Below are 12293 nucleotides of genomic sequence, written 5' to 3' on the forward strand. Positions count from 1 at the left end.
CCTAAACGAGATGTGGATCACACCGGTGTGATCTCACAACTTTCGTTTAGGTTTTTTTTATGCTCATTTTTGGCAGTATAGCAAAGGAGAATCAGCATGGATAACCGAAAAATGTCGGAAGACATCATCCGTCTCGTAGGCGGGGAGCAGAATATTAACGATCTTGTCCATTGTGCCACCCGGCTGAGATTCAGCCTCAAGGATAACAAGAAGGCCCAGCGGGAGGAGCTGGAGAAGCATGAAGGCGTCATTACCGTGGTGGAGAGCGGGGGGCAATTCCAGGTTGTCGTGGGAAGCAACGTAGCGAATGTATATGCCGAAATTGTCAAAAGCACCAGCTTCTTGTCCAGCACCTCCACAGATGCGAAGGAATCCGGGCAGAAAACCTCGGCGGTATCGAAGGTGTTCGAGGTTATCTCCGGAAGCTTCTCGCCGCTCATTCCTGTAATGGCCGGATCGGGGATGCTGAAGGCGCTGTTGACGGTGCTTACGCTGGCGGGCTGGATGTCCGATTCAGGCGATGCCTACAAGATTCTGTCTGCGGCCGGTAATGCCGTGTTCTACTTCCTGCCGATCTTCCTGGGAATTACCCTGGGCATCAAGTTAAAAGCGAACCCTTACGTAGCAGGAGCAATAGGGGCGGCGCTGATGGAACCGAACTTTACGGCGATGCTGGAGGGGGATGGCGGACATTCCTTCCTGGGAATTCCGGTGGTGATGGTCAGTTACGCTTCCAGTGTCTTCCCGATCTTCATTGCGATTAGCATCTACGCCTTGCTGGATAAGCTGCTGAAGAAGATTATCCACAAGGACCTGCAGATCTTCATGGTGCCGATGCTCTCGCTGATGATTATGGTTCCGCTGTCGGTGATTGCCTTCGGTCCATTCGGTACGAGTGTCGGCGACTGGATCGCTTCCGGCGTGACCTGGCTGATTGGCGTAAGCGGCATCCTGTCGGGGATCGTGCTTGGCGGGGGGATGACCTTCATGGTGGTGTTCGGACTCCACTGGGGCTTCACTCCCATCACGCTGCAAAATATAGCGAACGGCGGTGACCCGATTGAAGCCATGGCTTCAGCAGCGGTATTCGCCCAGATCGGTGTAGCCTTCGGGATCTTCCTGCGGGCCAAGAAAGACCGGAACCTGCGGAGTATCGCCGCCTCTTCCGGGATTACCGGACTGCTGGCCGGGGTCAGTGAGCCGATTGTGTACGGCCTGATTCTCCGCTACAAGCGAGTGATTCCAATCGTTATTATTGCCGGGGCACTCGGCGGCGCTATTAACGGACATTTCGGTGTGCTGTATACGGCGTATGTGTTCCATAATATTTTTTCGATTCCGGTGGAACAGCCGATGTCGATCTTTATTGTCTCGATGATCGTCTCCATGGGGACCGGGCTGCTGCTGACCTGGATGTTCGGCTATGAGGGTAAGGGTAAAATTGAAGCATCCGCTCCGGCAGCCGCACCTGAACAGATTCAGCCAGACAAGCCAGTAACACCAGTTGTAGACTTGAAAAAGGAACTGATCTTCAGCCCGCTGACCGGCGCAGCCTTCCCGCTTAGTGCAGTGCCGGACGATGCATTCTCAACCGGGGCTATGGGTAGAGGACTGGCGATTGAACCTGTAATTGGAGAAGCGGTCGCTCCTGTGGACGGGACGGTGACTTCTATTTTCCCGACAGGCCATGCGATTGGCATTACGTCCGCCGCTGGAACAGAGCTGCTGATTCATATTGGCATAAATACGGTCGGGTTAAAAGGAAAGTACTTCACACCAGTGGTCAAGGAAGGCGACCGCGTGAGCCAGGGCGATCTGCTAATCCGCTTCGATCTGGAGCAGATCCGGGCAGCCGGGTATCAGACCATTACGCCGGTTATCGTCACTTTAACGGCCAAAGAGGTTGTAGTTTTTGAGACAGACCAGCAGCAGATTGAGCAGAACGAAGTGCTTTTGACATTGGTGGATTAATACAAGACTGAGGAGGAATAAGGTATGCTGCACAAACAACTTCACGCTTTTCCAGAGAATTTCTTGTGGGGGGGCTCCACTTCGGCTTATCAGCTGGAGGGTGCCTGGGATGAGGACGGCAAAGGGCCTTCCGTCATTGATCTGGCCAACCATGTGGAAGGGGTAACGGACTTCAAGGTCGCCAGTGACCACTACCATATGTACAAAGAGGATGTTGCCCTGATGGCGGAAATGGGCTTCAAAGCGTACCGCTTCTCTATCGCCTGGAGCCGGATCTACCCGCAAGGAGACGGAGCCGTTAATCCGAAGGGGCTTGAATTCTACAGCAATTTAATTGATGAGCTGCTTAAATACGGTATTGAGCCTATCGTTACCATGTACCATTTCGACCTGCCTTACGGGCTGGAAGAGCGGGGAGGGTGGTCCAGCCGGGCGACGATCGATGCTTTTGAACAATATGCCAAGACGCTCTTCGAGCATTACGGGGACCGCGTGAAGTGGTGGCTGACGATCAACGAACAGAATATGCTGATTCTGCATCCGGGATCAATTGGAACCCTGAATGAGAACATGACCGACCCGCAAAAAGAGCTCTACCAGCAGAACCACCATATGCTCGTTGCGCAGGCGAAGGCTATGGTGCTATGCCATCAGATGCTGCCCGATGCGAAGATTGGTCCGGCCCCCAACATCGGTGTCATCTATCCGGCAAGCTCTAAGCCAGAGGATATGCTGGCCGCAGATAACTATGCAGCGATCCGCAATTGGCTCTATTTGGATATGGCGGTCTACGGACGGTACAACCATATTGCCTGGAGTTATTTGGTGGAGAAGGGCTATGAGCCGAAGATCGAGGAAGGGGATATGGATATCCTCCGGCAAGGCCACCCGGACTTCATTGCCTTCAATTACTATACTTCCCAGACCGTAGGCGAGAGTAAAAATGACGGCAACGACTTCTCCCACACAGGCGATCAGCACGAAATTGTCGGCGAGCCGGGAGCGTACCGGGGATCGGTGAACCCTAACCTGCAAACTACGGAGTTTGGCTGGGAGATCGATCCAGTCGGCTTCAGAACAACACTCCGCCAGATTTATTCCCGTTACCACCTGCCGTTGATTGTTACAGAGAACGGGCTGGGCGCATTCGACAAGCTGGAGGAAGACGGAACCGTAAATGATGCGTACCGCATTGAATTCTTCCGCAAGCACATCGAGCAAATTCAGCTTGCACTTACCGACGGGGTAGAGGTGTTCGGCTTCTGTCCTTGGTCTGCCATCGATCTGGTCAGCACGCATCAGGGCGCAAGCAAACGGTACGGCTTCATCTATGTAGACCGCGAAGAGTTCGACCTGAAGGAGCTGCGCCGCATCCGCAAGATGAGCTTTTACTGGTATCAGAAGCTGATTGCTTCCAGAGGCGAGGTTCGCTGAATGTAATTGCAAAGGGTTGTCCTGGTAGCCATGAGAGGCCGCTTGGGGCAGCCCTATTTTTTTCTTCCAAATATTGCACAACAAAACCGGTACAATCGCCGTCTATACATAAAGAATGGAAAATAGCCTCTGAGGAGAGTGAACCACAGGTGTTTAAAAAGCTGGCTTTAACCCTACTAATGACGACGATGGTGTTCAGTGCAAGTGCAGCGGGCCCATCGCAGGACAAGGCCCAGGCTGCCGGTGCGGGTACTGTGCAGGCCAAGACAGCCGATCAATTATATCCGGTTGAAGTGAACGGGAAAAACGGCTTCATCAACGGCAAAGGTAAGGTGGTTATCGAAGCGGTATACGACGGATACGGGTATTCAGGAATGCCCGGAGGGACAGTATACGTCGAGGACCATGCGGCTAAGAAGCAATATTATTTCAGCTCGGCCGGCAAAAAGCTGTTCGAATATAAGCTGAGAGATGCCGGCATTCTGTATAATGACCGCGCGCTGTATACAGCGAAGGTTCAACCGGCTGGCGGGGCCGCGGCGACCCGGTACGGGTATATCGACAGTCAAGGCAAGGTGGCTATACAGCCAATCTACGTCCGGGCATTTAATTTCTCCGAAGGACTGGCTCGGGTCAATATGGGCAAAGCCTCAGGGTACATTAACACGAAGGGCGAGCTTATCGTTCCGTACCGGTATAGCTTAACGTCTGATTTCTCTGATGGCATGGCAGCCGTTGCGCTTGCCGTTGGCGGAAAATACGGCTATATTGACACCACCGGCAAGCTTCGCATAACGCCCCGGTATGATTATGCTACACCGTTCTCCGACGGAGTAGCAGTTGTGTATGTGAACGGCAAATACGGCTACATTGACAAAACAGGCAATTACCTTATCAAGCCACAATTCAGCATGGCGCAGCCGTTCTCGGAAGGACTGGCATTCGTTGAACGTAATGGAGTCACCTTCTATATTAATAAGAAGGGCGCCAAAGTCATCCAGGGATATACGGCCGGAGGCTTGTTTAAGGGCGGTCTGGTTCCAGCCAGTACGGGGCAGCGGTACGGCTATATTAATACCTCCGGCCGCTTCGTGGTCAAGCCGCAACTCTATTGGGCTGATTCGTTTAACGGCGAGTTGGCGGAAATCACCCTGCTCGTTCCAGAGACACGCGAGGAAATCGGAGGGTATATGAACCGCAGCGGAACCATTGTCTGGCCGCCGGCTTCCGAGCTACCAGCCGGAGTGGTGAAACCGTAACTAAATCAATCCACCAAGAGTAGAGGAGGCAATAATATTCCATGGGCAACAACTTATACCGAAAACTAGGGGCGGCCTTTCTGATTGCTGCCGGGTTAATCTACACGATCGAACGTGTAGGGGCGTTAATCGCCCGCAGTCATGAAATTAATGCGTTATACCAAGCGCAAATGTTCGATGCCCAGCCTAAAATCCATATCGCCGGCTTCTTCGATAACATCTTTGTGCCCATCCTTACGTTAATTGGTGTGATACTATTCGTATACGGTTTTCCGAAGAAAACAAAATAGGAGAGTGAACAGTGATGGACAGTGGGGAAAGGTTTACTAATCGTGTCGATTCCTATTTGAAGTACCGCCCAAGCTATCCACAAGAAGCTATCGATTATTTGTACAACAATATTGGTCTGCGCCCGAACAGTAAAATAGCAGATATCGGTTCAGGCACAGGGAGCCTGTCCAAGCTTCTTCTGGAACGCGGCAGCGATGTATTCGCGGTCGAGCCTAATCAGGCCATGCGTGTAGCCGCAGAGCAAAGGCTCTACAGCAATCCGAACTTTCAGAGTAGGTCAGGCTCTGCGGAAGCTACCGGGTTACCGGATCGGTCGGTTGAGTTTATTGTCTGTGCTCAGGCATTTCACTGGTTTGACCGGGTAGCCGCGCAAACGGAGTTCCGCAGAATACTACAGCCTGGCGGGAAAGTCATACTCATATGGAATTCCCGCCTTACACACGGTACTTCATTTCGTGAAGAGTACGATCAACTGCTTCACACCTACGGAACCGACTATGAACAAGTAAATCATAAAAACATTTCTGAGGCGACGCTTGTCTCTTTTTTCAAAGAGAACACGATGCATAAAAGCCTGTTTGAAATGACTCAGGAGTTCGATTTCGAGGGTCTGAGCGGCAGGCTGTTATCCTCCTCCTATAGCCCTGTTCCGGGGCATCCGAATTACAAGCCGATGATGAAATAAATCAATACAAGCGCCAAAATGTGGTTTTCTCACTACTGTAAATTAATTGATTTCGTTGTTTTTCAATCCGGGGATTAGTTTGCCTCTTGGAAGGTCAAAAGACCATTGAATATCTGAATAATACCGATCGACAATACTTCGAATTAAAGTTAGTCTCATTGGTATACTGTTTAACCCTTTAACGATAAAAATTCCATCTTGTTCTTTCTGTTCAAGACTTGTTCTCCCTCGAAACTCTACAGGATAATTATTGCCTTTATCATCAATGGCTTGCCATTGATCAATATCAGGATTGCCCGTATTTATATAGGTACCCTTAATTTCGAAAACTCCCGCCGATATTGGTTCTTGATTCTCAATAACTCCAGCCGCTATTGCCGCTTGTTGATCAGGGTCCTGAGTGATTTTAAAGGATTTAAACCTTACTGTATCACCAGAATTATTAAATACGGCATTTTCTTTGCTCAGCTTTGATGGATAAATGACTAAGGAATCCTCGCTTTTCTCGGGCATGGAATATCCATCAAATACCATTTTTATGTGTTGTGTATCATAAGGCAAATCAATAAAGGTATAAGCCCAATGAACCCCTGTTTCAGTACGCTTTGATGTAACTCCCACTAACATATCAAAAGAGCCTAGTCCATTAACTAGTGATATTATTTTTCCTTGTTCATCTTCAAAGTGGAACATCAGTTTCTGCTTTTCTTCCATATCAGCCGGAACTTTATTTCTTATTTGTTGGCTTAGTGATGTTGTAAGTTCCAATTTGACTCCACTCGGGGTATGGGTAAGTCTATTCATTTGAATCGTCAGGCCTTCTGGGGTAACATAGCGCTCGTCCAACTCATCTACAGTAGTCAGAGAAGCTGCTCTAGTCAAATCCACAGAAAAAGAAAATTTCCAGTTTCCTTTGGTTTCCTTGATCTTATCAATAAGACTCTCTACAATAATCGTTGATGAAGTAAGCTCCCCTTTATAAGTGTATTTATAAACATATACACCACCAACATATCCTGTAATCCCACTCCCTAGGCCGACTTCATTTCCTTGCTCATCTTTAACGATAAGTTTCTCTGGATCGAATCCGTCTTTAATGGGTTGTCCAAAACGGTCAGTGATCTTCAACGCTATGGTGAGTCTGACCGCATCTGCTGAAACTTCATTTATCTGAATTCTGTACCCGTGACTACTAACATTTATTCCTGGATCTTGAATCAGACCTAATTCTCTGGATTGTAGTAGTCCAGGGTCTAACGAGGCGTCAGATGAAAACATGGAACGAACGAATTCCGCTATAGATGGACTTGCAAATATTAAGGATCCACACAATATGAGAATCGTCGCAGCAGCAACCGTCCATCGTTGTATGGTTCTATTTGTCCGGTGAGCAGACTCTCCAGACGGGAGATTCATTTGCACTGGCTCTCCGACAGGATCTATTGTGGTTTCTTGTATTTCTTCCATGATTTTGTTTGTGAATGAAGAAGGCAATGCATCCGGGAATAGGGCATCAGAGAATTCAGATTGTTCTTGCAGGAGCTGATTGTAACGAGCCAAACACTCCGGGCAGTTTTCAATATGCTTCTCCAACTCATCCAGTCGCCCACTAATGAGAGACTCTTCCATCTCCACAATGCTCCAACATTTCATTTAAGTCCACTCCTTCCTTTGTGAGTAATTTATGAAGTCTTTTTTTAGCCCGATGCAATCCGTTTCTGATTTGATTAATACTGTACCCTGTAATTTGCTCCATCTCTTCATAGGTCAGGTCATTTGTATATCTCAGTAATATCATTAATCTGTATTTGCTTGGAAGCTTGTTAACAAGAGCGGAGAGTTCTTTTCTGTTTTCCTGGTGTATAGCTTCGCTTTCCGGATTAGGTAGTGAGCTTAAGAGATCGTTGGTGATTTCTAGATGAACCTGGTGCTTCTTTCCTCTGTATCTATTCTGGAATATATGAATCGAAATTGTGTATATCCATCCTGCAAAACTTCGGTCTGTGCGATGACTTCCCAGCTTCCGATAAGCTGTTATAAAGGTTTCCTGTGTCATATCTTTTGCATCTTCAGTAGAGGCTCCCATTTTTAAAAGCAGGCCATAAATCTTGTTTTTATATTTGTCTACCAGGAAAGTGTAGGATGCCTTATTTCCTCTTAAAACATCGTGGATTATGCTAAGCTCCTGTTCCCTGTCGTTCATTTGTAATCCTCCTTTCCTGCTGTTCTACTTCTAAGATGCAACAAACCATTCAATATTCTCACTTCATTACAAAAAAAATTTATAACAGACCAGTTTCAGATGGAAGAGAGGAGATGGAATATAAAGAAGCAAGGCTCGTTGTTGCGATTCAGATTTCTTTTTTTCTGCTGAAATTATTTTTCTTTAGTATAATTGCCACTACTGTGCCTTATCATTTAGAAAAGGGATTGTAAAAAGCCTGCACCCCATACCGGGATTACAGGCTTCTTGCTGATCAGATATAGAGTAGTTCAGGATTTCATGAATTCTATGCTTCCAACTTGGGAATCAACTGCTGGACATGTGCCCGCCATTATTCCCGGTTCTGCCATATTTCCCTTGCAGCTCTTCTCCATGTCTGTCACGTTCACTCAAAACGTATACACATGATCCCCGGCATCCGCCCAGGCCAGCGTTCCATCCGGCATCCAGTCCAGGAGGGTGCCTGCGGATACGAACGTGAAGGTCCGCTCCTGGGTGTCGTAGACCTGGATGGTTCCTGTGCCGGATTTGAAGGCTGCGAATCTGTTGTCAGGTGACCAGCGGAGTTCAGAGAGCAGTAAGTCATTGTGCGGCTGCTGCTCATGCTCTGTGAGATCCTGCTTCAACTGGTCCGTGATGCGCTTATCCTGCATAACCGTGGACGTTCCGCTTCCGGTATTGTATCGGATTTGGCCGAGAGGGTTCTTCTCACCTCTGTCTGTGGGAAGAATCAGATGCGAATCATCCTCCCAGGTCAGCGAATAAACGAACAGGAAGCCGTCACTGTGGGAGATGAAGGCAGCGTTCTCCTTGGAATGCAGTATTTTCCCCTTCTGATCCAGCACCGTCAAGTCTGCCCCGGGGCCAATGAACTCGTAATGTGCGGTTAATACAGCGATACGCTTACCGTCAGGTGAGGAGGACATTCCGTAGACCGGCTTGTTGAACACATGAAGCTTCGTACGGGTGAAGGCCTTCAAGTCTACGAGATACAGCGTCTTATTGCCTGAGATCATATAAGTGAAGTCCCCGTAGAAGCGGTCAGAATACATCTCATGGTATCCGTAGTCATTGCCGAAGGCATCCTTCTCCTGCGGAAAAGCCGGAATCTCCAGCGCCTCGCCCTTCAGGGCTTGCACCAAATGATGCTTCTCCTGTCCGTAGAACAGATAGGAGGGAGCGGAGGATTCAGCAGTTTGAATCGACTTGATCCAGCCCGTGTTCCAGGCAGGTACTACGCGCCGGGTACCGGAGGTGATGCCCTGGAACAGCAGGCTGCCTTGACCAGCCTGGGCTCTAACCACAACCGTGTTGCGGTACGGCTGCTCGGTACTGGCATACTTGCGCCCATCTGCGGTGACGGCTTCATCCAGGGTGAACGTCCCGGACCAGGCGCTGCTCTCATCCAGATGCAGGCGGATTTGCACAAAGCGCGGGGACTCCCATTCCAGCGTGTAACGGAACTCTGCCTCGGGAGTACTGGTCTGTAGACTTTTCTTCAGCGCTTGCTCCAATGATTGTTTATTGATATCGGTGTTCGACTTCACCTGAATCAGTTGTCCGCCTCCGCCGATAATTCGCAATTGCTCAATGTAGAGCAGTGGCTCTTCCTCGCTCGAAGGTGCTGAAGCGGAAGGTGTGGCTGACACAGCCGTAGGTAATCCGGTGGTTGGGGAAGCGGTCGATGGAGCTGAGGAAGAGCCATTAACAGCGGCCTTGTCTGCTCCCTGACATCCTGAGAGCAGAGCCGCAGCCAGCACAATTGCTGCCATATAGCGCATACATAAACCTCCTGTTGTCTTCAATTATCCTTTTGTTTTCAGAGAATAGATAGATTTTCCATATTGTTATGGACGCGGATGCTGCGCAGAAGTTGCAGATGCGGGTTTGACTTCAATTCTCTGCATGGATACCATGGAAGCAAAGATATGGCTGTTATGCCACAAACAGAGGTGATCCTAAATGATAAGAGAAGTAGAGATGCAAACGCATTCCTTGAAAGAAATGAAAGACTTTTATGAGAATACTCTTGGGCTGGCGGTAGTCCAGAAACTTTCAGCCTCCTTTAGTGTACAAGCAGGGGCGTCTACTCTAACCTTTACTGAGTCTGACCCAGGCAGACAGCCGAAATATCATTTTGCGTTCAACATCCCTGAGAACCAGATAGATGAAGCGTTGCTGTGGATCACTGGGGCTCGTTCCTTGGCAGGATTACAATAGCCAGTTCGCCGCTCTGGGTGACGAGCATGGGTTAATTATTGCAGTGAGGCAAGGCCGGATATGGTTCATGTCTGACCAGGAGAAAGCTTATCCGCATCCGCTAATGATTAGGACGGACGTCTGTGAGATTACGCTGGATGATTCGGAGGAGACGCAGGTCCGGCGGCTTCGTTAAGCTAACCGTACAGAATGAGTATAACGGTTCTTTCTTTTGACTCCCCGGCTCCAATTCTATACCCTTGAAGTTACATAATAAGGAAAGCGAGTGAACTTATGAATAGAAGCGCTGACAGGCTGAACGTTGTCATTCGGGACACGGAAGGGGTTAAGCTGTCACGCCAATACACTTCCGTGTAAGCACAACAGATACGGAGGGATAGCTTTTGAAGAATAAGCAAGCAGCCTTTGAGTATAGTGGGGATTATTATGAAGCCATCGGAGATTTCATGCGGGAGCAGTATTTGAAATACGGTTTCGCCCAGGGAACAATGCAGGAAGCAGACTTTTTAATGGAGTTAATGAATCTGCGGCGGGGTACTCGCACTCTGGATATTGGCTGTGGTCCGGGGCGGCATAGTCTGGAATTGGCCCGGCGCGGAATCAGAACAGTAGGCGTGGATATTTCTGCGGAATTTATCAGGCACGCGAATCGGGAAGCTGCGAGGGACAAGCTGCCGGCAACATTTCTGGTGGCGGATGCCCGCGAGTTAATGTTTGATAGGGAATTCGATGGTGCGATCTGTCTCTATGAAGGAGCTTTTGGACTGGCAGGCAGTGAAGAGAATCACCGGAAGGTCCTTAGAGGGGTGCAGCGGGCGCTGAAGCCGGGTTCCGTATTCGTGCTTACGGCAATTAATGTACTTAACTTAGCCCGGAATATACAGGATGAATCTTTATTTGACCCGTATTCCTGCACCGTAATCGATAAAGAAGAGATCCACAGCCCCGAGGGCGAATCCAAAGAAGTGTTGATTTACACTACCGCATTTACCTTCCGTGAATTGCAGATGCTGCTGGTCAGTGAAGGGTTCGTAGTAGAGGCCGCATATGGTTGTAGCCCAGGACAATTCGGGAACCAGCCCTTACAGCTCGGCAGCATAGAGATTATGATGGTTGCCCGCCGTAAGTAAACAATAGTGTGTTGAATAAGCAGCGGTAGCCGGTCTTAAGGGGCCAGGGTACCGCTGTTTGGTTTATAATATTCTCTATAGGTTTGCAGTTTATCCCGTTACAGATGTCGTCTAATTAATGAGACTTCATACATATGTTCATTCCGGGAGCTGAGCTGAATCTGTTATGAGAAAATCAAATGTTCTATCGTTGCTGTTCATATTGTTGACGCTTGGGTGTTGGGCCAGCGCATTGTGGATTCATGGGATGGTCGGCGTTTATGCCTGGCTGGCACTGAAATTTGCAGTTCCTGCTGTGGGAGGGATATGGGCTGTCGTTAATTTGATTGGGCTGGCGGCTAAGCTTGTGAGGTGTGTACGTCCAAAGGGACTGTTGCTGAACATAGGAATATCAGCTGTACTGATTAGCCACTTTCTTTTGACCATGAATATCATTCCGCTTGCCTATCCAACAGCTATTGCAGCCACTAAGCCGGGGCTTACAATTCAGCTGCCGCTTCAGTCAGTGAGTGTTGTCGGCTGGGGTGGAGATGCCGTAGAGGATAATGCGCCACATGCCGTTTGGCCCTCCGAACGCTGGGCTTATGATCTGGTGATGGAACCCTACAACACGGGGAGCCGTAATCCTGAAGATTACGGCATCTGGAATCAGGAGGTCTATGCACCGCTGGACGCAGTGGTTATCGCTGCTTATGATGAAGAGGCTGATATACCGCCCGGTTCGGAGGATATTCTATCAATGGAGGGTAATTATGTCTATCTGAAGGTTCCGGCTACAGGGACATATCTCTTGCTCAATCATCTGAAGCAGTATAGCGTTACCGTTACTGTAGGCGACAAGGTGCAGACAGGTGACCTGCTCGGACACGTTGGGAACAGCGGCTCCACCTCTGAGCCCCATCTGCATATCCACCATCAGCGCCAAGATCCTACACGCATGTGGATGCCTATTATGGCGGAGGGGCTGCCGTTGTATTTTGATAATGCCGAGGGCGGATCTATGCCTGTTAAGGGTGAAGTGATTGTGCCAAACTTGGTGCATGAAGACGAGTGAACCTTTTCCCCGCTCCATTTGTTAA

Annotated in this window: 12 protein-coding genes; 9 read left to right on the forward strand and 3 right to left on the reverse strand. The window is 49.1% G+C overall.

The window, feature by feature from the left end:
• The first annotated feature begins 96 nt into the window (after positions 1–96).
• The 5 genes from C162_RS12800 to C162_RS12820 all read left to right on the forward strand — a co-directional run bounded on the left by C162_RS12800 (position 97) and on the right by C162_RS12820 (position 5640).
• Entirely contained in the window at positions 97–1971 is a 1875-nt protein-coding gene (locus C162_RS12800; RefSeq protein WP_036694855.1) for a beta-glucoside-specific PTS transporter subunit IIABC, read from the forward strand.
• Positions 1972–1995: 24 nt separating this feature from the next.
• Complete coding sequence (locus tag C162_RS12805; RefSeq protein ID WP_036694856.1) at positions 1996–3405, forward strand: glycoside hydrolase family 1 protein; 1410 nt, start codon at positions 1996–1998, stop codon at positions 3403–3405.
• A 149-nt stretch (positions 3406–3554) separates the two neighbouring features.
• The gene (locus C162_RS12810; RefSeq protein ID WP_036694857.1) at positions 3555–4664 is read left to right on the forward strand and encodes a WG repeat-containing protein; all 1110 of its coding nucleotides are present in this window, start codon (positions 3555–3557) and stop codon (positions 4662–4664) included.
• 41 nt (positions 4665–4705) lie between these two features.
• Complete coding sequence (locus C162_RS12815) at positions 4706–4954, forward strand: hypothetical protein (RefSeq protein ID WP_036694858.1); 249 nt, start codon at positions 4706–4708, stop codon at positions 4952–4954.
• Between the two features lie 14 nt (positions 4955–4968).
• Entirely contained in the window at positions 4969–5640 is a 672-nt protein-coding gene (locus C162_RS12820; protein WP_036694931.1) for a class I SAM-dependent methyltransferase, read from the forward strand.
• Positions 5641–5682: 42 nt separating this feature from the next.
• Here the strand turns inward: C162_RS12820 and C162_RS12825 are convergent, their stop codons facing one another.
• The 3 genes from C162_RS12825 to C162_RS12835 all read right to left on the reverse strand — a co-directional run bounded on the left by C162_RS12825 (position 5683) and on the right by C162_RS12835 (position 9645).
• Positions 5683–7293: a DUF4179 domain-containing protein gene (locus C162_RS12825; RefSeq protein WP_084648914.1), complete on the reverse strand. Its 1611-nt coding sequence runs from the start codon at positions 7291–7293 to the stop codon at positions 5683–5685.
• Positions 7250–7843 (reverse strand): RNA polymerase sigma factor, encoded by a 594-nt coding sequence (locus tag C162_RS12830; protein WP_036694860.1) that lies wholly within the window; start codon positions 7841–7843, stop codon positions 7250–7252. The genes C162_RS12825 and C162_RS12830 overlap by 44 nt, the downstream gene beginning before the upstream one ends.
• Before the next feature lie 410 nt (positions 7844–8253).
• Positions 8254–9645 (reverse strand): hypothetical protein, encoded by a 1392-nt coding sequence (locus C162_RS12835; protein ID WP_036694861.1) that lies wholly within the window; start codon positions 9643–9645, stop codon positions 8254–8256.
• Between the two features lie 199 nt (positions 9646–9844).
• Here C162_RS12835 and C162_RS37605 point away from each other — a divergent pair, with 199 nt between their 5' ends.
• From C162_RS37605 to C162_RS12850, 4 genes are all read left to right on the forward strand, one after another.
• A complete protein-coding gene (locus tag C162_RS37605) occupies positions 9845–10084 on the forward strand; it encodes a VOC family protein (RefSeq protein ID WP_442792436.1) in 240 nt (79 codons plus the stop codon).
• Positions 10032–10259 (forward strand): hypothetical protein, encoded by a 228-nt coding sequence (locus tag C162_RS36355; RefSeq protein ID WP_162174459.1) that lies wholly within the window; start codon positions 10032–10034, stop codon positions 10257–10259. The genes C162_RS37605 and C162_RS36355 overlap by 53 nt, the downstream gene beginning before the upstream one ends.
• Positions 10260–10467: 208 nt before the next feature.
• Complete coding sequence (locus C162_RS12845) at positions 10468–11214, forward strand: SAM-dependent methyltransferase (protein WP_036694864.1); 747 nt, start codon at positions 10468–10470, stop codon at positions 11212–11214.
• 166 nt (positions 11215–11380) lie between these two features.
• On the forward strand, positions 11381–12268 hold the full coding sequence (locus C162_RS12850; protein ID WP_036694865.1) for a M23 family metallopeptidase: 888 nt from the start codon (positions 11381–11383) through the stop codon (positions 12266–12268).
• Positions 12269–12293: the final 25 nt, after the last annotated feature.

Source organism: Paenibacillus sp. FSL R7-269, from assembly GCF_000517865.1.
Taxonomy (GTDB): domain Bacteria; phylum Bacillota; class Bacilli; order Paenibacillales; family Paenibacillaceae; genus Paenibacillus_AQ.